19 protein-coding genes are annotated in these 22,582 nt (G+C 64.4%); 5 read left to right on the forward strand and 14 right to left on the reverse strand.

Going from position 1 to position 22,582, the window contains the following annotated elements; genetic code table 11:
• The first annotated feature begins 120 nt into the window (after positions 1-120).
• Together thiM and thiE are read left to right on the forward strand one after the other, a co-directional pair.
• A complete protein-coding gene (thiM, locus tag PJK54_RS15140) occupies positions 121-948 on the forward strand; it encodes a hydroxyethylthiazole kinase (RefSeq protein WP_271303279.1) in 828 nt (275 codons plus the stop codon).
• Complete coding sequence (gene thiE, locus PJK54_RS15145; protein WP_271303280.1) at positions 938-1,561, forward strand: thiamine phosphate synthase; 624 nt, start codon at positions 938-940, stop codon at positions 1,559-1,561. The genes thiM and thiE overlap by 11 nt, the downstream gene beginning before the upstream one ends.
• A gap of 93 nt (positions 1,562-1,654) precedes the next feature.
• Here thiE and eat read toward each other — a convergent pair whose 3' ends face one another.
• The 4 genes from eat to PJK54_RS15165 all read right to left on the reverse strand — a co-directional run bounded on the left by eat (position 1,655) and on the right by PJK54_RS15165 (position 6,678).
• The gene (gene eat, locus PJK54_RS15150; protein ID WP_271303281.1) at positions 1,655-3,073 is read right to left on the reverse strand and encodes an ethanolamine permease; all 1,419 of its coding nucleotides are present in this window, start codon (positions 3,071-3,073) and stop codon (positions 1,655-1,657) included.
• A gap of 72 nt (positions 3,074-3,145) precedes the next feature.
• Positions 3,146-4,033, reverse strand: a complete 888-nt coding sequence (eutC, locus tag PJK54_RS15155; RefSeq protein WP_271303282.1) for an ethanolamine ammonia-lyase subunit EutC — start codon at positions 4,031-4,033, stop codon at positions 3,146-3,148.
• Positions 4,030-5,436, reverse strand: a complete 1,407-nt coding sequence (locus PJK54_RS15160) for an ethanolamine ammonia-lyase subunit EutB (RefSeq protein ID WP_271303283.1) — start codon at positions 5,434-5,436, stop codon at positions 4,030-4,032. The genes eutC and PJK54_RS15160 overlap by 4 nt, the downstream gene beginning before the upstream one ends.
• 309 nt (positions 5,437-5,745) lie before the next feature.
• Positions 5,746-6,678, reverse strand: coding sequence for a MurR/RpiR family transcriptional regulator (locus tag PJK54_RS15165; protein WP_271303284.1), 933 nt, complete (start codon positions 6,676-6,678; stop codon positions 5,746-5,748).
• Between the two features lie 165 nt (positions 6,679-6,843).
• On the opposite strand from PJK54_RS15165, the gene PJK54_RS15170 reads away from it, so the two are divergent.
• The 3 genes from PJK54_RS15170 (at position 6,844) to PJK54_RS15180 (ending at position 10,301) form a co-directional block, all read left to right on the forward strand.
• The gene (locus PJK54_RS15170) at positions 6,844-8,172 is read left to right on the forward strand and encodes an aspartate aminotransferase family protein (protein ID WP_271303285.1); all 1,329 of its coding nucleotides are present in this window, start codon (positions 6,844-6,846) and stop codon (positions 8,170-8,172) included.
• Between the two features lie 98 nt (positions 8,173-8,270).
• The gene (locus PJK54_RS15175) at positions 8,271-8,843 is read left to right on the forward strand and encodes a carboxymuconolactone decarboxylase family protein (RefSeq protein ID WP_084208250.1); all 573 of its coding nucleotides are present in this window, start codon (positions 8,271-8,273) and stop codon (positions 8,841-8,843) included.
• 201 nt (positions 8,844-9,044) lie between these two features.
• The gene (locus PJK54_RS15180) at positions 9,045-10,301 is read left to right on the forward strand and encodes an NAD(P)/FAD-dependent oxidoreductase (RefSeq protein WP_271303286.1); all 1,257 of its coding nucleotides are present in this window, start codon (positions 9,045-9,047) and stop codon (positions 10,299-10,301) included.
• A 28-nt stretch (positions 10,302-10,329) separates the two neighbouring features.
• Here PJK54_RS15180 and PJK54_RS15185 read toward each other — a convergent pair whose 3' ends face one another.
• The 10 genes from PJK54_RS15185 to PJK54_RS15230 all read right to left on the reverse strand — a co-directional run bounded on the left by PJK54_RS15185 (position 10,330) and on the right by PJK54_RS15230 (position 22,544).
• Positions 10,330-11,436 (reverse strand): glycosyltransferase family 4 protein, encoded by a 1,107-nt coding sequence (locus PJK54_RS15185; protein ID WP_271303287.1) that lies wholly within the window; start codon positions 11,434-11,436, stop codon positions 10,330-10,332.
• A gap of 860 nt (positions 11,437-12,296) precedes the next feature.
• Positions 12,297-13,469: a glycosyltransferase family 4 protein gene (locus PJK54_RS15190; protein ID WP_084208247.1), complete on the reverse strand. Its 1,173-nt coding sequence runs from the start codon at positions 13,467-13,469 to the stop codon at positions 12,297-12,299.
• Positions 13,470-13,587: 118 nt separating this feature from the next.
• On the reverse strand, positions 13,588-14,706 hold the full coding sequence (locus tag PJK54_RS15195; protein ID WP_077374048.1) for a hypothetical protein: 1,119 nt from the start codon (positions 14,704-14,706) through the stop codon (positions 13,588-13,590).
• 8 nt (positions 14,707-14,714) lie between these two features.
• Entirely contained in the window at positions 14,715-15,512 is a 798-nt protein-coding gene (locus PJK54_RS15200; RefSeq protein ID WP_271303288.1) for a glycosyltransferase family 4 protein, read from the reverse strand.
• 52 nt (positions 15,513-15,564) lie between these two features.
• On the reverse strand, positions 15,565-16,581 hold the full coding sequence (locus PJK54_RS15205) for a phosphoribosyltransferase family protein (RefSeq protein ID WP_271303289.1): 1,017 nt from the start codon (positions 16,579-16,581) through the stop codon (positions 15,565-15,567).
• Entirely contained in the window at positions 16,578-17,699 is a 1,122-nt protein-coding gene (locus PJK54_RS15210; protein WP_271303290.1) for a glycosyltransferase family 2 protein, read from the reverse strand. Before PJK54_RS15210 ends, PJK54_RS15205 begins: the two co-directional genes overlap by 4 nt.
• Positions 17,689-19,167: a lipopolysaccharide biosynthesis protein gene (locus PJK54_RS15215; protein ID WP_084208244.1), complete on the reverse strand. Its 1,479-nt coding sequence runs from the start codon at positions 19,165-19,167 to the stop codon at positions 17,689-17,691. The genes PJK54_RS15210 and PJK54_RS15215 overlap by 11 nt, the downstream gene beginning before the upstream one ends.
• The gene (locus PJK54_RS15220; protein WP_271303291.1) at positions 19,158-19,991 is read right to left on the reverse strand and encodes a WbqC family protein; all 834 of its coding nucleotides are present in this window, start codon (positions 19,989-19,991) and stop codon (positions 19,158-19,160) included. Before PJK54_RS15220 ends, PJK54_RS15215 begins: the two co-directional genes overlap by 10 nt.
• 3 nt (positions 19,992-19,994) lie before the next feature.
• The gene (locus PJK54_RS15225) at positions 19,995-21,137 is read right to left on the reverse strand and encodes a DegT/DnrJ/EryC1/StrS family aminotransferase (protein ID WP_077374068.1); all 1,143 of its coding nucleotides are present in this window, start codon (positions 21,135-21,137) and stop codon (positions 19,995-19,997) included.
• Positions 21,138-21,233: 96 nt separating this feature from the next.
• Positions 21,234-22,544, reverse strand: coding sequence for an exopolysaccharide biosynthesis polyprenyl glycosylphosphotransferase (locus PJK54_RS15230; RefSeq protein WP_240499685.1), 1,311 nt, complete (start codon positions 22,542-22,544; stop codon positions 21,234-21,236).
• Positions 22,545-22,582 lie beyond the last annotated feature (38 nt).

The following is a 22,582-nucleotide window of genomic DNA, read 5'->3' on the forward strand; positions in this document are numbered from 1 at the left end:
TCGATGGCTAGCGGGTCATCCACACGCTCACGACGGTCGCCGCTTGACCTTGCAGCGCAAGCTCTTACCCTCGACTCACAGCGTCTTCCCTGCCTTTCCTGTCTTCCACCACGAGCTCCCATGACCACATCGCACCCCCTCTCCCCCGGCAACGCGTTGCGCCGTCTGCGTCAGACCACGCCACTGGTGCACAACATCACCAACCATGTCGCCATGACGCCGACCGCCAATACCCTGCTGGCCATTGGCGCCTCGCCGTTGATGGCGCATGCGCAGCAGGAAATCCAGGAGATCTCCGCCATCAGTGCGACGCTGTCGATCAATATCGGCACCCTGTCGCCCAGCTGGATCGAGGCCATGCAGCTGGCGGCGATGTGCGCCCACCGCGATGGCAAACCCTGGGTGCTGGACCCCGTCGGCATCGGCGCCTCAAGCCTGCGCCAGTACGCGTGCCGCGCGCTGCTGGAATATCGCCCCAGCGTGATTCGCGCCAATGCCTCCGAAGTGCTGGCGCTTGCCGGCGAGATGAATCAGGGTCGCGGCGTGGACAGCGGCGATGACGGTGAGGATGCGCTGGAGCGCGCCAGTCGGGCCGCCATCTCCCTGGCGCGTACGCAGAACTGCGTGGTGGCGATGACCGGCCGTGTCGATGTCGTCACCGATGGCCAGCGGCAAATCACGATTCAGGGCGGCCATGCGCTGATGGGCCGCGTCACCGCCATGGGCTGCGCGCTGAGCAGTGTGGTCGCCGCCTTCCTCGCCGGGCATGACGACACCTTGCAGGCCACCGCCGCCGCGCTGGCCTGCTATGCCGAAGCCGGTGAGACGGCGGGCCAGTCGGCGCAAGGCCCGGGCAGCTTCGTGCCACGTTTCATGGATGCCCTGTATACTCTCGACGCCGATTCCCCCCTGCTTGCCTCTCGTCTGGAGCTGACCGATGTCACTTGATCTATCCCTTTACCTGGTCACCGACCCCGCGCTGTGTGCCGAGCGCGGCCTGGAGGCCACCGTGATGGCCGCCGTGCGCGGCGGTGTCAGCGTGGTGCAGCTACGCGACAAGCACGCCAGTGACGAGGAGATGATCGCCCAGGCCATTCGCCTCAAGGAGTTGCTGGACGAGTACGAGGTGCCGCTGATCATCAATGACCGCATCGAGGTCGCGCTGGCCAGTGGCGCCGATGGCCTGCACATCGGCCAGAGCGATGGCGACCCGATCGAGGCGCGCCGCCGGCTGGGCGATGACGTGCTGATCGGCCTGTCGGTCCAGACGCTTGAGCAGCTCAAGGCCGTCGATGTCGAGCGCATCGACTACCTCGGCCTCGGCCCGGTCTATGCCACCGCGACCAAGCCCGATCACGCCGCACCGCTGGGCACCGAGGGACTCACCCAGCTGGTGCGCTCAAGCCCGCTGCCGACGGTGGCCATCGGCGGCATCTCGCTGACCAATGCGGGAGACGTCATGAGCAGCGGCACTGACGGCCTCGCCGTGGTCTCGGCGCTGTGTTGTGCCGAGGACCCCGCCGCCGCCGCCCAGCAATTTCTGGCGCAGTATCCTTTCTGAGCTGATCCTGCCCATCAGCTAGAGACGACAACGCCCGCCATGGTCAGCCATGGCGGGCGTTGTCGTCTTTGCTAAAGGGTCTGCCTGAGCGGATCAGCTGGCCGCGAGATCACTCTCGGCATTGGCCACCAGCGCGAACTCTTCCTCGGCGGTCTTCGCCACCAGCTGATGGCGACTGAAGATGGCGTAGTAGGCGATGCCCACCACGAACAGCACCACGGTGTAGTTGAAGGCGCGCGGGTCAAAGGCATAGACCCCGGTCAGCGCGATCAGCGACAGCACCAGCGCGATGGAGGAGGTCACGATGCCACCCGGCGTGCGATAGGGGCGCGCCATCTGCGGCTGGCGCAGGCGCAGCAGGATGTGACTGGCGGCCATCAGTGCGTAGGAGACGGTCGCCCCCACCACCGCCATGCCCAGGATCAGATCGCCTTCACCGGTCAGCGAGACCAGGAAACCGAAGACGCCCGGCACCACCAGCGCCCAGGTCGGCGCCTTGCGCTTGCTGGTCAGCGACAGCGTCTTGGGCAGATAGCCGGCCCGTGACAGCGCGAACACCAGACGGCTGTAGCCGTAGATGATCGAGAAGAACGAGGCCACCAGCCCGGCCAGCGCCAGCACGTTGACCAGCGTCGCCAGCCCTTCGCTGCCGGTCGCGTTCAGCGCATCCACCAACGGCACGGCACTGCTGCCGATCGCCTCGGCACCGGCGGCACCGGCCAGCAGGAAGACGACGAGCACGGCTGTGAACATCAGAAACAGCATGGCGCCGATGATGCCACGCGGGACATCACGGGCCGGGTTGCGCGATTCCTCTGCCGCCAGCGGTACCCCTTCCACGGCCAGGAACAGCCACATGCCGAAGGGCAGCGCGGCCCAGATGCCATACCAGCCATTGGGCATGAAATCGCTGGCGCCCCAGGCATCCGTCGGCGCGATGTCGAACAGGCGACTGCTGTCGAAGTCACCGATCAGCGCGACCGCGGTGGCGATGATCGCGAACACCGCCAGGCCGCTGATCACCATCATCACCTTGAGCGCCTCGCCGACCCCCGCCAGGTGGATGCCGATGAACACCAGGTAGAAGATGGCGTAGATGATCGGGCCATTGATGCCCAGCAGCGACTCCACCGCGCTGCCGATGAAGATGACGATGGCTGCGGGTGCCAGCGCATATTCGATCAATACCGCAAGGCCCGTGAGATAGCCGCCGGCCGGGCCCATGGCCTGACGCGCGAAGCTGTAACCGCCGCCGGCGGCCGGTATCGCCGCTGACATTTCCGCCAGCGACAGCACCAGCGCCAGATACATGATGCCCATCAGTAGCGCCGCGATCGCGAAGCCGCCCCAGCCCGCCTCCGCGATACCGAAATTCCAGCCGGCGAAATCGCCGGAGATCACATAGGAGACCCCAAGTCCCGCCAGCAGAATCCAGCCCGCCGTGCCCTTCTTCAACTGCCGTCTGGCCAGATAGTCCTGCTCGTTGGTGTCGTGGTTCGTGTCGCGAGTCATGGTGCCGCCTTGTTGCCGTCAAGCATTGTCATTGTTGGATCGGGAGATTCCCGCTGATGCGCTGCCATCCCGTCAGGACAGCAGGAAGTTCTGGATACCGCCCCCGCTCTCCAGCGAGTTGTCGCCACTTCTGTCCTTGAGCCCCACCCCGGTGAGGCCGAGCTTGCGGGCCTCGCGCAGCAGGTAATGCAGCCGCTGGGCGGCCATGGCGAAGTCGAGCCCTGCCGGGCGCACGTTGGAGATGCAGTTGCGACTGGCATCACTGAGTCCGACGCGCGGCTGCCAGGTGAGATAGAGGCCGAGGCTGTCCGGTGAGCTGAGACCGGGACGCTCGCCGACCATCACCAGCACCGCCCGCGCCTTGAGCAGTTCACCGACTTCATCGCCGATCGCGACCCGTCCCTGCTCCACCACGCTGATGGGTGTCAGCGTCCAGGCATCCGGGCCATCCTCGGCAAGCGTTTCCAGCAATGCCGCGATGAAGGGCGCGGCGTTGTTCTGTACCGCCAGAGACGAGAGCCCATCGACGATCACGATGGCCAGATCCGCAGGCTCCGGTGCGAGGCTGGACAATTGCTCACACGAGGCCGCATCGAGACGTCGCCCATAGTCGGGGCGTTGCAGATAGGTGGTGCGATCCACGGCGCGACTGTGCAGGCGCTGAAGGTCAGGGGCGTTCTCGAGGGCGGGTAGCTGATTGAGATCCTCGATCAGTCGGGGAATCTCCAGCGGCAGATGGACGGCGTCCTGCGCACGGGCATGCGCCAGCTGGAATTCCAGCGAGCGCTGGGTCGGCAGGCTGATGCCGGCGCGGCCCAGGCCGATGCGCGCATCCGTGAACTGCCCCAGCAACTGCCAGGCATTGGGCGTGACGATGGCGGGCGATTCGCTGACAGCCGTTCCCTGCTGGCCCTCGCGAGCCGCGGATGACGCATCACTGGGGGAGGAGTCGTGGCTCATGCCTCACCTCCGGATACCTGACGCAGGGAGTCGGCAAAGCAGGATGGCATGTCAGCGGGCAGCTTCTGCTGGGCGACATCGGTGAAGATCTGCATCTCCTCGAGCCAGGCGGCGAATTCCGGCGCCGGGCCCAGGCCCAGCACCCGTCGTGCATAGAGAGCATCGTGGAAGGAGGTGGTCTGATAGTTGAGCATGATGTCATCGGAGCCGGGGATGCCCATGATGAAGTTGCAGCCGGCCACCCCGAGCAGCGTCAGCAGGGTATCCATGTCGTTCTGGTCGGCATCGGCATGATTGGTGTAGCAGATGTCGCAGCCCATCGGCAGGCCCAGCAGCTTGCCGCAGAAGTGGTCCTCAAGCCCCGCGCGGATGATCTCCTTGCCATTGAACAGATACTCGGGACCGATGAAGCCGACCACGGTGTTCACCAGCAACGGCGAGTACTTGCGGGCCACCGCATAGGCGCGTGCCTCGCAGGTCTGCTGGTCCAGGCCGTGATGGGCATCGGCGGACAGCGCACTGCCCTGGCCGGTCTCGAAATACATCACGTTGTCGCCCACCGTGCCGCGCTTGAGTGACAGCGCGGCCTGCTGGGCCTCCGCCAGCACGGAAAGCTCGACGCCGAAGCTCTCGTTGGTGGCCTGGGTGCCGCCGATGGACTGGAAGACAAGATCCACCGGGGCGCCCTGCTCGATGCATTCAATGGTGTTGGTGACGTGGGTGAGCACGCAGGACTGGGTGGGGATTTCGTATTTCTGGATCACCTCATCCATCAGACGCATCAGCTTGATGCTCTGGGCCACGTTGTCGGTGGCCGGATTGATGCCGATCACGGCATCGCCGTTGCCGTAGAGCAGGCCATCGAGAATGCTGGCAGCGATGCCGGTGACATCATCGGTGGGATGGTTGGGCTGCAGACGTGTGGAGAGATGGCCGCTCTTGCCGATGGTATTGCGAAAGGCCGTGACCACCTCACACTTCTTCGCGACCAGAATCAGGTCCTGATTGCGCATCAGCTTGCTGACCGCCGCGGCCATTTCCGGGGTGATGCCGGCACGCACCTGCGCCAGTACCGCGGGCGTCGCGAGATCACTCAGCAGCCAGTTGCGGAAGTCGCCGACGGTGAGATGGGCGATCGGCAGGAAGGCTACCGGATCATGCTCATCAATGATCAGGCGGGTGATGTCGTCCTGTTCGTAGGGAATCAGCACGTCGTTCAGGAAGGTCTTGAGGGGCAATTCGGCCAGACACAGCTGAGCGATCACTCGCTCCTCGGCAGTTTCCGCGATCACGCCAGCAAGGCGATCTCCGGAGCGGGCGGGGGTCGCCTTGGCCATCAACTCGGCCAGACTGGCGAAGCGATGGACCTGACTGCCCAGGGTGTAACGGTATTCGCGACTCATGGGTGATTCCTTGCACTGACAGATGTCATTTCATCTCAGTCGTTTTGCAGGAATCACGCCAATTTCTTCAGGTCCCTCTTTGGTCCTGCACATGCCTGCAGATCCCACGCTGCAAGGCGTGCCTGCATGACTGACACGCCTGCACGGCGAGAGTGAACATCACCGCGGCGACACCCTCGCACCAGATTGGCGCGCCTTCAGTCATTCGCGAACGGAGGCGAGCAGACAGATGCTGCCAATTGGTGCGCCCGCCCAGCCATGCCGCGTGAGATGGGACGCGTGAGATGGGACAAGTGCCTCGGCGCCAGATCAGCGACGTGCGCCTCCCAGCTCCGTGATGATCGCCTCGCGCTGCTTGAGCGAGGCCACACCTGCCTCTCCCAGCTTGCTGGCCACCTCGCTGAGCAGACCTTCGGCGAGAAACATGAAGGCGCTCATGCTGTTGCTGTAGAAGAGGCTGTGATTGGGCACATGGAAACTGTGGCGCGCCAGCGGCGCCAGCGGGGAGCTGGCCGAATCAGTCAACGCGATCACCACGACTCCGCGTTTCACTGCGACTTCGGCACAGGCCACCACGCTTGGGGTATAGGGGAAGCAGCTGGCCACCACCAGCACGTCGCCGGCCGCCAGCTGGGCCAGCGCATCCGCCACGCCCTGACGACTGGCATCCAGCGGCGCCACGTCCGGGCGCAGCATGCCAAGTCCATAGGCCATGAACAGTGCCAGAGAATTGAACTGACGCATGCCATGCAGGCGCACGCGCGGTGCCTCAGCCAGCAAGGTGGTCGCGGCCTCGAAGTCCGCGGCGTTCACCTTCTCGAGCATGCCGAGAATATTGGCGCTTTCCTGACGCCCCAGTCGTGCCAGCTGTGCCATGGCACCACTGTCGGCATCACGTGACGAGAGTCGCGCCGCCTGCTGACTGTAGAAGTGCTCGCCGTCCGTCACGGCCTGACGGAAGACATCCTGAAACCGGCTGAAGCCCTCGTAACCCAGGCGCTGGGCCAGACGCGAGAAGGTCGAGGCATTCACGCCGGTCATCTCCGCCAGCTGGCTGATGGAAGACACCGCCGTGCGCTGCGGCGATTCGATCAGCACGGCCAGCACGCGTCGGGAACTCGCGCCGAGGCGGATCTCCACCTCACGACGATCGATCGCCACCAGCAGCTGCTTCAACCCTTCCAGGGTCTCCGGCGGCGAGTCAGGGGATGCGGGCCCGGGGGCTCGGGAGGATGGGGGCATGGGATGCCTCCTTGGCAAGGGACAGGACAGATGGCGGCAACGGTAGCATCTCTGGCGGGTCGAGTCCGAAGGCACAAGCGACAACATGCAATTATTGATTGCGCAAACGACAAATGCACTACATATTTGCATTACGCCTTCGCGCACCCGCCCCACGGAGCCCCCATGAGCCACGTCTTCCATCGCAACCTCCATCAGGACTACCCCACCGCCGTGCAGGGCGATGGTCCCTACATCGTCGACCGAGAGGGTCGCCGTTATCTGGATGCCAGCGGTGGCGCTGCCGTGTCATGCCTGGGCCACAGCGACGAGGCAGTGGCGCAGGCCATCAAGGAGCAGGTCAGCCGACTGGCCTACGCGCATACCTCGTTCTTCACCAGCGAGCCGATGGAGCAGCTGGCCGACTTCCTCATCGAGCGCGCCCCCGAGGGGCTAGAGTCCGTCTACTTCGTCTCCGGTGGCTCGGAAGCGGTCGAGGCGGCACTCAAGCTGGCCCGCCAGTATTTCGTCGAGATCGGCCAGCCCCAGCGCAAGCATCTGATCGCGCGGCGACAGAGCTATCACGGCAATACGCTGGGCGCGCTGGCCACCGGCGGCAACGCCTGGCGCCGCCAGCAGTTCGAGCCGCTGTTGATCAACGTCAGTCACGTCAGCCCCTGCTACGCCTATCGGGACCAGCAACCCGACGAGACGCCCGAGGCGATGGGCGTGCGTCTCGCCGCCGAGCTTGAGGCGGAAATCCTGCGGCTGGGCGGTGAGAACGTGATGGCCTTCGTGGCAGAGCCCGTCGTGGGTGCCACCCTGGGGGCCGTCACGGCGGTGCCGGGCTACTTCACGCGCATCCGCGAGGTCTGTGACCGCTACGGCGTGCTGCTGATTCTCGACGAGGTGATGTGCGGCATGGGACGCACCGGCAGCCTGTTCGCCGCCGAGCAGGAAGGTGTCACGGCGGACCTGATCACCATCGCCAAGGGGTTGGGCGCCGGCTATCAACCGATCGGCGCGACCCTGGTCAGCCAGCGCATCCGTGATGCCATCGCCAATGGCTCCGGCTTCTTCCAGCACGGCCATACCTACATCGGCCATGCCACCGCCTGTGCCGCAGCGCTGGCCGTCCAGCAGGCCATCGAGTCCCGCGAGCTGCTCACACGTGTCAACGTCCTCGGCGAGGGACTGCAAGCACGCCTGGGCGAGCGCTTCGCGAACCATCCCCACATCGGCGACATCCGTGGTCGCGGTCTCTTCCGCGGGATGGAACTGGTGGCGGATCGCGACAGCAAACGCCCCTTCGACCCTGCTCTCAAGCTGCACGCACGCCTCAAGAAGGCCGCCATGGCCGAAGGCCTGATGTGCTACCCGATGGGCGGCACCCTGGATGGCCGCCAGGGCGATCACATCCTGCTGGCGCCGCCGTTCATGCTGGAAGACTCACATCTGGACGAGATCACCGACAGGCTGGGGCGTGCCATCGACACCACCCTGGCCAGCCTGTGATGTTTCCCCCTCGATCCGTTGCCGTTCCTGTCGCCGGGCCTGCTGGCACCCGTACTGATCGGCGACCTGTCATTCACCCACAGAACGGAGCTTCTGCCATGGCGATCACATCGCGCCTGACCGAACTGGATGAGGCCAGCATGAGCGCAGCCCAACGCGAGGTGATCGCCGAGATTCTCAGCGGCCCGCGCGGCAACCTCGATGGCCCGTTTCTGGCTTGGGTCCACAGTCCGGAGCTTGCCAATCACGCCCAGCGCCTCGGCGCCTTCTGCCGCTACGCCACCGGCCTTGAGCTGCGCCTGAGCGAGCTGGCGATTCTCACCACGGCGGTGTGGTGGAAATCCCAGGCGGAATGGCAGATCCACGCGCCGATCGCCGAGCAGGCCGGTCTCTCGCCGGATGTCATCACGGCACTGCGCGAGGAGCGGGAGCCTGAGTTCGACCGCGATGATGAGCGGCTGATCCACCGATTCACCCGCGCGCTCTACGCCGAGCGGCGCATCGATGATGCGCTGTATGCCGAGGCCGTCGCGATGTTCGGCGAGACGGTCGTGGTCGAACTGGTTGGCATACTGGGTTACTACGCCCTGGTGGCGATGACGCTGAACGTGTTCGCCGTGCGGCGTGGCGATGACATCCCGCTGCCCTTCGAGGAGCCGAACGGCTCCTGAACCGCTCGCCGCAAGTCGCTCATCGCCTGGCGCCCATCGCCCTGGCGGACACGCTGCCGAGACGCAGGACGCCCTTGCCGAGATATCCCCTGCGAGGCATGCTCGGGTTGTCACACTCTGCGCCCCGGCTGACTCCGGGGCGCGATGCATTGCGGCGCAAGCACCCCGACAACAACGACAAGACAACATGGTGAGCATTCGATGAGTGATAGCGAACACACGGAAGTGGCCGTGATCGGCGCGGGCGCCGTCGGTGTCGCCTGCGCCCTGTGGCTGCGGCGCAGCGGCCACGAGGTGACGATGATCGAGCGCGAGGGCATCGCCAGCGGCACCTCCTTCGGCAATGCCAGTACCCTCGCGGATTATGGCTGCCTGCCCATCGCTCGCCCCGAGATCTGGCGCAGCATGCCCTCACTGCTGCTGTCACCTGACTCCCCCTTCGTCATCGACTGGAAGTGCCTGCCGAGGCTCTCGCCCTGGCTGATGCGCTTCATGGGTCAGTGCAACGCCACGCGCTTTCGAGCCAACAGCGAGATGCTGGCGCGTCTGCTCAGTCACACCTACGAGGACTATCAGCCGCTGCTGGACGATGCCCCGGCGGCGGCCGGGATGATTCAGCGCAAGGGCTGTCTATATGCCTACGGCAAGGCCGAGAACCTGCAGGCCGCACAGGACGATATCCGGCTGCGTGACCAGCTCGGCATCCAGCAGCAGGTACTGACAGCGGACGAGCTGATCGCGCTGGAACCCGCCATGGCAGGCCATACCGCCGGCGGCGTGCTGTTCCCCTCCTCCTGTCATCTGGATGACCCGCAGGTGTTCATCGATACCCTGGCCGCTCCGCTGCGTGAGGAGGGCCGACTCGTCACCGCCGAGGTCACCCGCCTGAGCTCTCAGGCCTCCGGCATGCTGCTGGAGTACGCCGACGGCAGACGGCTGATGGCGGACCGCGTGGTACTGGCAGCCGGGGCCTGGTCGGCACATCTCGCCCGCCAGATCGGCGACAGGATTCCGTTGGATACCGAGCGTGGCTACCACATCGAATTCGATCTCGAGCACTCGCCGCTCAACCGCCCGACCTGTCCGGTGGAGAGCGCCTTCTACATGACGCCTCTGCGAGGCGCCGAAGGGCCGCGTCTGCGAGTGGCAGGCACCGTGGAGTTGAGTTCGCTTGCGGGGCCCGCCAACCCGGCCCGCTTCGACTATCTGGAAACCCGAGTGCGCAGGGTGCTGGAACTGGATGCTCCAGTAGCCCGGCGCTGGCTGGGCTTTCGCCCCACCCTGCCGGACTCCGTGCCGGTGATCGGCCCGTCACCCAACGAGCCACGCGTGATCCATGCCTATGGCCACCAGCATATCGGCGTGACCCTGGCGGGCGTGACCGGGCGACTTGTCAGCGAGTGTTTAGCCGAAGGCTTACCGGACTGGCTGGCACCCTGCTCCCCGGCACGTTTCTGATACGACGCGAGGCATTCTAGGCCGAGCCTCAGGATGCCTTGTCCAGCACCCGCTGCCCGGGCAGCATGCGCGCCAGCAGCTGCTGCCACTCGTCACACAGGACGTCGGCATCGAAACGTGCCGCGTTCTCGCGCGCCAGCAGGGACATCTGCTGGCGCCGCGGCGCGTCCTCGATCAGCAGGCAGAGCTCACGCGCCAGTGCCGCAGCATCTTCCACATCCACCAGCACGCCACTGCCGCCCTGGAGGATTTCCGCCGGGCCGGTCTCGCAGTTGGTGGAGACCACGGGAAGACCGAAGGACTGCGCCTCCAGCAACGTCATCGGCAATCCCTCCCAGCGCGAACTCATCGCGAACAGCGCCGCCCGCTGATACTCCTCTTCCACCCGGGAGGTGCGACCGACGAAGACCACGCTCTCGCTCAGTCCCAGCGTCCAGGCCTGGGCCTTGAGGGCGTTCTCATCCTCTCCCCAGCCGACGATGCGCAGTCGCCAGTCCGGATGTTGACGGGCGACCCTGGCCCAGGCCTCCAGCAGGACATCAAACCCCTTCTGCTCGGTGAGGCGGCCGACGGCCAGCACGGTGCGCGATGCCTGAGTCGGCGCATCCTCCTGGGAGATGCGCGGCACCGGATTCCAGATCGCCTGCACCTTGTCGGTGATGCCATAGCGTGCACGCCACGCCGTGGCGTCCCGCTCGGTCAGCACCACGATGGCATCCGCCAGACGCACCGCGGTCGAGCGCCCCACCGTGCGCAGGTGCGAGCCATGATGCGTGCCGAGATTGAAGTGCTCCCAGCACACCAGTCGCGAACGCACGAAAGGTGCCCATGACGCACAGAAGGCGAACAGGATGGAGTCCACCAGAATCACCGCATCCGCCTGATGGCGGCGCACCTTGGCAAGCAGACCCGAGCTGATGCCCATGAAGCGGCGCACGCCACCGCGCGCTTCCTTGAGCTTGAGCTCACTGGTCATGACAGCGTCATCGAGATGAAAGGAGGTGGTCGCGGGACCGAACAGGCTGGCGATGGTGACATCATGTCCCGCGCGTGCCAGTCCACTGGCGATCTCGCAGGTCACGCGTTCCGTACCGCCGTCACTGGAAAGATTGCCGACGATGAACAGGATCTTCATTTCTCATGCGCTCCGTGCAGGGAAATTCACGCAGGAGAGCCGTGTCCGGCAGGCGCAGCCAGGGGCGCGGTGCACCAGACATGACAATCTCCGGCGCAGAAAAAACCCGCCACCGACGAGTGTCGATGGCGGGGTCTATTTTGAAGGGCTATTTCGAGTGGACGATATAGAGTGAGCCATTTCGAAAGGCTAGCTCGTAAGCCAGTTCGAGGGGCTCTGGCGAGAAGCCATGTCCGGGGGCTCTGGCGAGGGTCGATCACGCATGGCCATCGCGCTGTCTCGCCTGACAATCGCGAGCTCGGCCCACGATCGCGGTGTCACGACGACATCATGCGTCGCTCAGGAGGAGGCTCTACCGCCCGGCTTCGCCTCATGCAGAGCTGGGTGATGCTCCCTGTCGGAGACCTGGTCAATCACGCCACAGTCCTCGCAATGATAGCGAGGCGGCAGCCCGATCAGCCGCTGCCACCAGTGGCGCTTGATACGGTGCACGCTGGCACCGCCACATTGGGTGCAGAAACGATATCCACGCATGATGACTCTCTACTCCATGTATTCTCAGATATCCCGGGCACGACCCCGAGATGCTTCCATTACGTGCATGGCAACTGGCAGAACAGTCAAATGGCGCAATCGCCATCATGCGCTGCCCTCTACTCGGCAGACTGACACCGCGGGCTCGCGCCGTGTGGGCGTGGTAACGACAAGGCGATGACGACGTGAAGGTAACGGCGGCGCAGGCACCAGAAGGATGACGGCCTGACAGGTAACGTGGTCTGTCCATTATGCGCCTCTCGCGCGCACGCCGTTTCCGATATTCGCCGCACTGCATAGCAGCAAATCCGTCATGCTTTCGCCGCTCAGGCCGGTGACATCGCACCGCGCCCCCGTCCGATTTCCGGCGCCAGGGTGTGCTGCATGCACCCGAGATAGGCCCGTACCACGATGGCCTGATCGAACTCGCGCTCGATACGCTCCCGTGAGGCCAGCCCCGCCGCCTCCAGGGCCTCGCGGGGCATTTCCAGGCAGGCCTGCATGTGCTGCTCGAGAGAGTCGATGCTGCCGGCCTCGCACAGCCAGCCAGTGGCCCCCGGCAGCACCGAGCTGCGACAGCCGGGCACGTCGCTGACGATGGCGGGACGCCCCATTGAGGCCGCTTCGAGTACCGTACGCGGCATGCCTTCTCGGTAGGACGGCAGCACCAGGATGTTGGACTCGGCCAGGAACGGCCTGACATCACGCTGTTCCCCCAGATAATGCAGCACGCCCCGCGCACGCCACTGGGCGATTTCCTCGTCACTGATCGCGGTGCGGTTGCTGATGCCCGATGGTCCGATCAGCCAGAAGCGTGCCTGGGGATAACGCTCATGCAGGCGTTCCGCCGCTGCCACGTATTCCCGCACGCCCTTGTCGGCGATGAGCCGCGCGACCATCACGAAGGTCAGCGGCGGGCTCTGGGGCTGTTCGGTGAAGGCGAAGCGTTCAGGGTCGATCCCCGCACCGGGCAGCACCACGGAAGGTGTCGACTTCTGCAGCCCCATGCGCAGGAACAGCGCCTGGTCATCCCGATTCTCGAAGAACACGCAGCGTGCGCCGCGATTGGCGATGCCGTACAGCGCCCGTACCCGGCGGAACAGCCAGCTGTCGTGGAGGAAGGCGGTACCCAGTCCCGAGACGTTGTTGGTGTAGGGGATGTTGAGCAGGCGACAGGCAAGCCCCGAGTAGATATTGGCCTTGATGGTGAAGTTGAGGACATAGCGTGGCCTGAGCTTGAGCAGCGTCATCAACAGCGCCATCAGGCTCTTGCCCTCACCCACGAGTGACGTGCCCTTGCCTTCCATCCCCAGCGGCCGATGCTCGACCTTGAGCTCATCGACCAGGCGCGCACTGTGTGCATCGGTGGGAGCGAGACACACCACGCGATAGCCCGTGTCGCGCAGGCCCTCGATGACACCGCGATGGAAGTTGTAGAGGAAGAAGGACGAGTTGGAGACCAGCACCACCGTGGCGGGCCGGGAATCTGATGTCGGCATGTGGCTATCCTTGGCATGTGATGCAGAGGAACAAGCGAGGGGCACGGATCGCCTGCCCGGTGATCTGCCAGCCACATGAGCGGCGGGAAGTGTGCGGGCAGGCGATCAGCGCGAGGCGTCAGTCGAGCAAGGCCGGGCGGCGTTCCTGCTGCCAGCGGCGAATCAGCCCGGTGTCGTAGGCCATGCAGACCACGTAGATGACCAGGAACGGGAAGCGGTAGCGCACTGCCGTCCCGTAGTTGAAGACCACCAGTCCATAGATGGTGAAGGCGCCGATCAGGTACAGCAGCCAGAAGAGCGTCTTCTCGCGCTGGACCTGCCAGCATTGCAGGGTCAGCCAGACGAGGAAGACCACCACCAGCAGATTCTCGCCGGCCTGGATCAGCTGCAGCGGGTTGGCCGCCTCCCAGGGCAACGGTTTGATCAGGAAGTACAGCGCCCCCTGGATGCCCGTGACCACGAAGTCGCCGAAGCCCTGGATGATCTCGACATCCTCCTTCTTGCCGCCATCCTCGATGTACATGGCCGCGCGGAAGAAGTTGATCTGGTCCACCGCCAGCGGATAGATGATCAGTACGCTGGCGACCAGACCGACCAGCAACCAGCAGAAGCGCTTGGTGGAAAGGCCACGGCGGCTGACGTCGTAGACCACGTAGACGCCGAGGAACACCAGCATGATCAGCATGTTCTGGAACTTGATCAGCCACAGCGGCATCAGCATCAGCAGTGCCCAGCCCGGTCGCCGTTCGATGGCCAGCAGGAAGCTGGCCAGCATGAAGCCCGTCACCAGGGTGTCGCGCAGACTCAGCGAGCTGTAGAGCACCAGACTCGGGTAGCAGAGCAGGAACAGCAGCACCGCATGCGAGATGATCCCGCGGCGCAGCATGACCATCAGCCCGCCGATGTAGAGAAACTTGTTGAAGAATCCCAGACTGGAAATCGTCTCCACCAGCGGCAATGGCAGCAGGGCCAGCAGGCTCGAGGAGAACGAGACGGTCAGCGAGTGATCCATCGAGTCCCAGTCCATGCTGCGCATGGCCAGTACCTGCTCCCAGTAACGGAACTGGTCCGGCATGTATTCCGGCGAGAACAGCACATTGTTGAGCAGGTAAGGCACCAGGCTGCTCAGACTCAGGATGATCGCGACGTTGCGGGTCACCCACCCGCGCACGAAGCCCACCATCACCAGTACCAGACAGACGAGCAGATTGGGCAGGTCGAGCAGTATGGCTTCCATGAAACGGCTCAGTCCCTGACGTCGGTGTGTGTAGCAGACAGGCCGGCATTGGCCGTGACGCGATACGTCGCCGATGCCCTGTCACCCGCAAACGCGGTGATTGGCACGGTCTGCGTGTCCCGTCCCTGCACGCGTGCGGGAGTCGCGGACGCGACTGACGGGCTGTCTTCCAGCTCTTGCGTGTTCATGCCTGCCGCCTGCATCAAGAGCCACAGACACCGCATCAAGGGCCCTTCTTCCAGCGCCGCAGACGATTCCCCGGCGTGCGCCGCGCCACCGATGCGCTGTGGCGCGAGATCCAGTTGCGCGGTATTCGCCTGCGGGATGCCTGCCTCGCTGGCCAGTGCCTGAGTGATCGCTTCGCTGGCCCCGATCACCAATGCCGCCTGCGGATACTTGAGCGCCATCGCACGTCTTGCCGCGTCGCGACGATTCCCCGCCGCTGCCAGCTCCTGCGCCAGCGCCGCGACGTGGTGGATGACCACCGGCACGCGCCGCCGATTGAGGCGCGCCGCCTTGAGCGCCGTCAGGTTGGCTTCCAGACCGCTGGACATCAGCACACAGGGCTTGTGGCGCGCCAGGTAGCGCGTCAGGGCCAATGACAGGGCCAACGGCCCCTGCCTGCCAAGCTCCACCAGACGCACGCCATGCGCCAGCGACGTGACGACGTCTTCCTCGGCATGCGGCAGTACCACATCCACCTCGTGTCCCAGGCGGGTCAGACCCGCGGCCAGCGCCAGCATCTGACGAGTCTCGCCATGATCGGAGCCGGCCGAGACGAATAGCGCCATCCTGTGCGTTTTCATAACGATTCCTTTGCAGTGGATGGACACCCCCGAGGGGGTGTCCGCGCGAGGTTCATGCCACTCGCTGGAAGACGCCCCGTGCCTGACGCTCCCAGGAAGCCGGCAGCAGCTTCATCACCCGGCGGATGCCACGCTTGCATTGGCGTGTCATCCACTTGCCACGCTGCAACTTCAGCATGGCCAGCCATTCGGGGTTGACCATCTGCTGGGCATCCACGCAGTAGACCGGCTTGCCGGTCATCTGCGCGATGCTGCTGGCCTGCCCCACTTCACTCTCGATGAACAGCCGACAGCCCGACTCGCGGTAATAGCCGGCCTTGTGGCTGGCATGACAGCCCAGTTTCAGTCGCGCTTCCTTGCTCGGCAGATCCAGCATGATCAGTCGCTCATAGCTCACGCCATGGCGCGCAAGCCAGGCCTCCGTCTCGGGGCGGTACTTCTCGAGACGGTTGGTGACCAGCGAGTGCACCCGGTAGGTGGGCAGATGCAGCGGGGTCGCCTCGAGCAGGAATCTGCGATAGCGCGGGCCGTCATCGTTGTCTTCGGGGGAAGGATCGAGACACAGCACGCCATCGATATCCACGCAGGCATCCTCCAGTGCCGGATGGTGGAAGAGGTTCCACTGGAAGGCGCGCGGGTGTTCGAGCTCGACGAGCGCCAGATCCACTTCATTGGTGACCCCGGGGTTGGCGTAGATCACGCAGGTCATGATCTCGCAGGGGCAATCCGCCGGGATGCGCGCCAGGGAGGCCTTGAGCGAGGCACCGCTGTTGAGGCTGTCATCCACCAGCAGCACGCGACGACAGGCCCAGGCGGAACGTGTGCCTTCCTCGGCCCCCTCGCCGGCGGTGGACTCGCGCAACTTGCGCGTGATGCCCTTGCCGGGCACGCCATCCGCCAGGAAGGTATCGAGATCGGTACAGGCGCGATTGAGCATCGCGCTGATCATGTAGGCCGGCACCATGCCACTGCGCGGAATGCCGACGATCAGGTCGAAGTCCCCTGCCTGCAGGCGTGACATCTGACTGGCGATGTCACGGCCCAGATCGCCGTAGCTGCGATAGTTCATGCCGCTGCCTCCGTGTCCTTCGCCTGCCCGGGCGTGGCAGCCTTGCGACGCGTCAGCTTGGCGAACATGTCGCGGCGGACCAGCGACAGCACCTTGTTGCGCTGCATGTGGTGCAGATAGCCCAGCCCGCGGCGGAAGTTGGCGAGGCGCTGCTGGGTGGTGCCGGGCGCCATCACGTACTGCTTGAAATAGTGATAGAGCGGGATATACAGGGTGTCGGCTTCCGGCAGCGTGCGCGTGGCGCCATAGAAGGTGTCGATGGCGGCCAGCATGTCGCGCTGGTAGCGCTGCTCGACCTCATGATCCTGCTGCTGGGAGGTCCAGGAGCCCTTGGCGTTGCGACGATAGACGCAGGCGGCATCCTCGTAATAGAGCGTCTCCCCCAGCAGCGCCATGTAGGCCTGTAGGAAGAAGTCCATGATCGGCGCACCACGGTAGGATTCCAGCATGGCGTCCACATGCGACTCCACGCGGCGGAAGGTCAGCGCCGGTGACGGAATGGAGCCGCCCCGCAGCCCGATGATGGCCTCGGGGGAGAGACGCGCGACGCTGTCGGCATAGCGGCAGATGATCGAATGCTCATCGCGATGCTCGTCATACTCGATGGCCGGGTGGAAGCACACGGTGGCACGCGGGTTGGCATCGAACAGCGCCACCTGACGCGCCAGCTTGTCGGCCTTGACCCAGTAATCATCCCCTTCGCAGTAGGCGATGATGTCGCCGCGCATCACCGGCATGCAGAAGGTGATGGGCCACACGTGCTGCGAGTACTGGTTCACGTCCTGCAGGATCGGCCGGATGATGGAGGGGTAACGCGCGGCATAGTCCTCGATGATCTCGCGCGTGCCGTCGGTGGAGGCATCATCATGCACCACGATCTCGAAGGGAAACCGCGTGCGCTGCATCAGAAAACCATCCAGCGCCATCGCGATGTAGTCGCCGTGATTGAAGGCGAAGCACATCACCGAGACACGCGGCGTGGAGAGATTCCCCTCCCAGTCCGCCATGATGGTGGCTTCATCCGCCGGCGCCGGGGGTACCGGAATCGGCCCTTCCTCGAGGGCGCCCCCCGTGACCGGGGTACCCTGCGCCTGGGAATAGCTCAATTCAGCTAGCATGAAGATTCTCCACTTTCCGTTGTGAAAGACGATCTCGTATCAGACCAACACCCGACTGCCAGGCCGGAAAGCGCAGCAGGCAAGAGAGCAACAGGTAACTTGCGCCGGAGAGACATCCCAGTCCCAGCAGCGCCGCCCACGGAGACCAGTCTGGCGATGCCGCCAGATGCTCCACCGCCAGCCAGCAGCAAAGCGCGATGACCGATGACAGCATCAGGCTCGGCAGGAAGTCGACGCACTGCTCGCGGATGCTGTAATCGATCAGCGTTCGCGAGAACCACGCATTGGGGATGTAGGACAGCACCGCCACCACGATCTGACCGATCAGGATCGCGATCACGCCGTGTTGCCAGGTGAGCGCCAGCACCACACAGATCAGCAGCTTCTTGATCACCTCAAGCCCCAGGAACAGGTCCGAGCGCCCCTTGACCTTGAGCACATTGAGGTTGAGCGAACTGAGCGGATACATGACGGCGGCGATGCACATCAACTGCAGATAGGGCACGGCGTCCAGCCAGCGGTCGGGGAACAGTGCCTCGAACAGCGGACGGGCCAGCGCCGCCATCAGCAGCACCCCGGGGAACAGCAGATAGACCATCAGCTGCAGAATGCGTCGATAGGCATCCTTCAGCCGCACCGGGTCATGCTGGATGCTGGCCAGGGCCGGGAAGGTCACGTTCTGGATCGCGGCGACCAGTTGATTGAGCACCAGCTCCTTGAGGCGATCGGCAAAGAAGAACAGTCCCGCCACCGAAGCCGCGAACAGCTTGGCAATCACCAGCACGTAGAGATTGACGAACACCACGTCCAGCATGCGCGACAGGAACATCTTGTAGCCGAAGCTGAACATGGCCTTGAAGGCGTCCATGTCGAAGGTCAGGTGCGGACGCCAGCTGCCCCACCACCACATCAGTGCCGTGGTCACGAAGGCCGCCGTCAGCATCTGGCCCACCAGCGCCCAGACCCCGAAGCCCAGCCAGCCCAGCAACACCGCGACGCTGCCCGAGATCACGCTGCCGGGGATGCCGGCCTTCATGCGGGTGCGAAAATCCAGTGCCCGGTTGAGCATCGCGCCCTGGATCACCTCGAAGGCGTTGATCAGCACCACCAGCCCGCCGATACGCACCAGCACGACAAGCCGTGGTTCAGCGTAGAAATCGGCAATCAACGGGGCGCTGAAGTACAGCAGCGCATAGGCCACCACCCCGAAGCCGATGTTGCTGAAGAAGGCGGTGCTGGCATCACGCGGGCCGAGAGTCGGCAGACGCAGGATGGCCTGCTGCAGGCCCGAATCCATCATGGCCGAGGCGATGGTCAGAAAGACCAGCACCATGGCCAGCAGCCCGAAGTCTTCCGGCAGCAGCAGACGGGCCAGCAGCAAGGTGACGATGCTGGCCATGCCACGGCGCAACAGCTGATCCATGAAATTCCACAGGATGCCGATGGTCGTCTTGTGGGTCAGTGACACGCGGCGACGCCTCCGGCTGCTTCTCGTGAAGAGGCGCGCGGGCGCGAAGCAGGCTCTGCAAGCGACGGCTGCCAGAGCTGTTCCATGCCCTCAGCGGCGGGCCCCCAGGGTGCATCTCCCGACAGCAGGGTGTACTCCGCCAGCCGCGAGACGACGTCGGCGCGCGAGCACCACATCAGCACATCGATGATCGAGAGACTGCCGACGAACTCGCCCTCGCGTGCGCCGGGCGCTGCCTGGCGGTAATCACGCGGATGGCTGGAGAGAAAGGACAGACGCAGCCCTGCCTGCTCGAAGGCCTCCCCCCGGTAGAGCTTGCGCCCGCCGATACTGTTGACGTAGCCGCGCCCGCCGCGCTGGCGGGAAAGTTCAATCAGACGGTCCTGCGCCGACTGGCTGCGCTCGTAATCCATCTCGCTGGTCAGCGCGAAGCGACACTCGAGCCCCAGATAGCGGCAGATCGTCTCGAAGCTGAACTGGCACAGTGCCCCGATGCGGCGATCCTCATGCATGAGAATCGTCTGCAGCAGCGGCATGACCTCTGCGTAATGCGGCGCCTTGGCATAGGCATGGTGCAGAGTGGTCAACAGTGACTGGGGGGTCGGTGCGAACGACAGCTCGCTGATGCGCCGATTGGGTGAGGCATCCGGCACCGACAGCGTGAAGCGATGGGCCTTGCCGCCCAGCAGCACGCTGTTGCGGTTGATGTAGCCACGCGGGATGTAGGCGACGTCGTCATAGATGAGGAATTCGTCACAGGCGTGCATCAGCTGGAAGTAGCCCAGATGCGGCAACAGGTAGGGTTGCATGATCGCGATGTTCATCGTTCAGGCTGCCTTCTGATGCCGATCGACGATGACGCGCACCGCGGCGAGAATCTCGCTGACCTGAAGTCCCGAGAACAACGGCAGACACAGGATACGGCTGGCGATGTCTCTGGAATGCACGATCTCGGGCTGCTGGAAGTCCGCGTCCTGCAGGTCTGCCGCCGGTCGCCCCAGAAATGCCAGTGACTCCAGCGACGGGCAGAAATAGCGCCGCGGCTGGTAGCCTTCCCGCTCCAGACGCTGCATCACCTCCAGCAGGACACTTTCGCTTTCCAGAATGATCGGGAAATAGGCGTAGTTGAGGCTGACGCCCGGCTGACGTGCCTGAAGCTGCACGTTGCCCTGAAACGCCTGGGCATAGGCATGCCAGACCAGCGCGCGGCTCTCGAGGTTGCCCTCGATCTCGTCGAGCACGCACAGCCCCATGGCGGCCTGGAACTCGTTCATCTTGGCATTGATGCCCAGCTCCTCGATGCACTCGGGACCGGTGATGCCGAAGTTGATCATCTTGCGGGCACGCTCCAGGTCTTCCTTGCGCTTGAAGATGATCGCGCCGCCCTCGATGCTGTGGAACAGCTTGGTGGCATGGAAGCTCAGGGTGCTGGCATCCCCGTACGACAGCAGGCTGTTGCCACGGTAGGTCGCGCCGAAGGCATGGGCGCCGTCATAGATGACCTTGAGGTCGTGCTCTTCCCCCAGCGCATCGATGGCTTCCACGTCACAGGCGTTGCCGAACACGTGCACCGGCACGATGGCGCGGGTACGCGGCGTGATGGCCGCCTCGACCTGTGCGGGGTCCAGGCACAGGGTGGCAGGATCGATGTCCGCGAAGACCGGCTGCATCCCTTCCCACTTCAGGCTGCTGGCCGTGGCGATGAAGGTGAAGGGAGTCGTGATGACCTCGGCGGGTTCGCGCTGCCCGACCACGTTGTTGATCCCCAGCGCGCGATAGGCCACCTGCAGTGCCAGGGTGCCATTGCTGACCAGCAGCAGATGCTTGACGCCCAGATAGGTCTCCAGGCGCCGGGTCAGCTCCTGCTCCAGCGGGCCATGATTGGTCAACCAGCGGCTCTGGAAGATGGCATCCACATAACGATCGAAATTCTTCCGCTCGGGAAAATAGGGGCGCGTCACCGTGATCATGATCTCGACTCCTTTCGTGCATCAGACAATGGGTGGTAGCTCATGGGCCCCTGTCAGGTCGCGAGTGCCAGGGGTAACCGGAGGAAGGAGGGTCGGCTAGCGCGACCCGTTCCCGCTGATCACGATCCGGATGGTGCGAATCACCACCAGCAGATCCAGCCAGAAGGAAAAGTGCTTGATGTAGAAGAAGTCGTATTCAAGCTTGCGGATCATGCCCTCGACTTCCGCGGCATAGCCCTGCTCGACCTGCGCCCAGCCGGTGATGCCCGGGCGTACCACATGGCGGTAATGGAAGAACGGCACATCCTTGCGATACCAGTCCGCCAGATTCATCGATTCCGGACGCGGCCCGATCAGACTCATGTCACCCTTGAGCACGTTGAACAGCTGCGGGAGTTCATCGAGACGGCACTTGCGGATGAAGCGCCCGACCCGGGTGATGCGCGGGTCACTGCCTTCCTGGGTGAAGCCGGCCCCCTTCATGCCGTCATACATGCTGCGAAACTTGTAGACGGTGAAGGGACGGCAATGAAAGCCCATGCGTGGCTGACGGAAGACCACGGGGCCCGGGCTGTCCAGTCGGATGGCCAGCGCGGTCAGCAGCATCACCGGTGCCAGCAGCGGCAGCAGCACCAGCGCCACGCTGAAGTCCATCCAGCGCTTGATGACCTCGTAATCCTCACGCGGCATCAGCGAGCCGAATTCATTGGCATAGAGGTGATCGAGCAGCACGCGGCCGGTGATCATCTCGTGGGCCTGGGTGGCGTGATAGACGGGAATGCGGTGGATGGTGCAGTCAGCGAGGAAGCTCTCCCACTCACGGGGCATCTCGGCACGCAGGTCTGCCACCACGCCATCGATGCGCCGCATGCCCACGAGGTCCGGCCCCTTGAGCGTCAGCCACTCGACCTCGCGACGCTGACACAGCGCCGGCGCCTTGCCGAACGGCACCACGGCAAAGCGCATGCGCCGGACATGGGTGTCGATGTAGTAGTAGGCCGTGCACAGGCTCACGGCGAGCAGGAAGGACAGGCCGACCTGATGACGCGAGTAGTCGAGATCGAAGACCCCCAGCGCCAGCATCAGCATCAGATAGCAGATGACGATGGTGGGTACCACGTAGAGGTAGGAGCGGGTCCCCGGCAGGCGCGACAGGCGATTGACGGCGGTGATGGACAGCGTATAGGCCACCCCCGTGCCGATCATGGCGTGCCATTGGGCATCGCTGGTCAGCCACCAGCCGTGGTCACCGGGTACCAGCTCGTTGAGCCCCGCCTGGTAGAGTGCCGGCGCGATCACCACCACCAGCATGCCGAAGACCAGCTGCAGGCGTTTGCTGGCGATCAAGCGCTCGTAATGATGCGAGTAACGACGCTGGTGCTCCATCGATAAGGGTAAACCGCTCATCGTGCCATCTCCTCCGTGATTCAAGCGTCATGAGAGCC

Source organism: Cobetia sp. MMG027, assembly GCF_027947415.1.
GTDB lineage: Bacteria > Pseudomonadota > Gammaproteobacteria > Pseudomonadales > Halomonadaceae > Cobetia > Cobetia marina.

Excerpts from the sequence above, each read along its gene's own strand:
- thiM (WP_271303279.1), top strand. The coding sequence starts at position 121 with ATGACCACATCGCACCCCCTCTCCCCCGGCAACGCGTTGCGCCGTCTG.
- thiE (WP_271303280.1), top strand. The coding sequence starts at position 938 with ATGTCACTTGATCTATCCCTTTACCTGGTCACCGACCCCGCGCTGTGT.
- eat (WP_271303281.1), bottom strand. The coding sequence starts at position 3,073 with ATGACTCGCGACACGAACCACGACACCAACGAGCAGGACTATCTGGCC.
- eutC (WP_271303282.1), bottom strand. The coding sequence starts at position 4,033 with ATGAGCCACGACTCCTCCCCCAGTGATGCGTCATCCGCGGCTCGCGAG.
- PJK54_RS15160 (WP_271303283.1), bottom strand. The coding sequence starts at position 5,436 with ATGAGTCGCGAATACCGTTACACCCTGGGCAGTCAGGTCCATCGCTTC.
- PJK54_RS15165 (WP_271303284.1), bottom strand. The coding sequence starts at position 6,678 with ATGCCCCCATCCTCCCGAGCCCCCGGGCCCGCATCCCCTGACTCGCCG.
- PJK54_RS15170 (WP_271303285.1), top strand. The coding sequence starts at position 6,844 with ATGAGCCACGTCTTCCATCGCAACCTCCATCAGGACTACCCCACCGCC.
- PJK54_RS15175 (WP_084208250.1), top strand. The coding sequence starts at position 8,271 with ATGGCGATCACATCGCGCCTGACCGAACTGGATGAGGCCAGCATGAGC.
- PJK54_RS15180 (WP_271303286.1), top strand. The coding sequence starts at position 9,045 with ATGAGTGATAGCGAACACACGGAAGTGGCCGTGATCGGCGCGGGCGCC.
- PJK54_RS15185 (WP_271303287.1), bottom strand. The coding sequence starts at position 11,436 with ATGAAGATCCTGTTCATCGTCGGCAATCTTTCCAGTGACGGCGGTACG.
- PJK54_RS15190 (WP_084208247.1), bottom strand. The coding sequence starts at position 13,469 with ATGCCGACATCAGATTCCCGGCCCGCCACGGTGGTGCTGGTCTCCAAC.
- PJK54_RS15195 (WP_077374048.1), bottom strand. The coding sequence starts at position 14,706 with ATGGAAGCCATACTGCTCGACCTGCCCAATCTGCTCGTCTGTCTGGTA.
- PJK54_RS15200 (WP_271303288.1), bottom strand. The coding sequence starts at position 15,512 with ATGAAAACGCACAGGATGGCGCTATTCGTCTCGGCCGGCTCCGATCAT.
- PJK54_RS15205 (WP_271303289.1), bottom strand. The coding sequence starts at position 16,581 with ATGAACTATCGCAGCTACGGCGATCTGGGCCGTGACATCGCCAGTCAG.
- PJK54_RS15210 (WP_271303290.1), bottom strand. The coding sequence starts at position 17,699 with ATGCTAGCTGAATTGAGCTATTCCCAGGCGCAGGGTACCCCGGTCACG.
- PJK54_RS15220 (WP_271303291.1), bottom strand. The coding sequence starts at position 19,991 with ATGAACATCGCGATCATGCAACCCTACCTGTTGCCGCATCTGGGCTAC.
- PJK54_RS15225 (WP_077374068.1), bottom strand. The coding sequence starts at position 21,137 with ATGATCACGGTGACGCGCCCCTATTTTCCCGAGCGGAAGAATTTCGAT.
- PJK54_RS15230 (WP_240499685.1), bottom strand. The coding sequence starts at position 22,544 with ATGAGCGGTTTACCCTTATCGATGGAGCACCAGCGTCGTTACTCGCAT.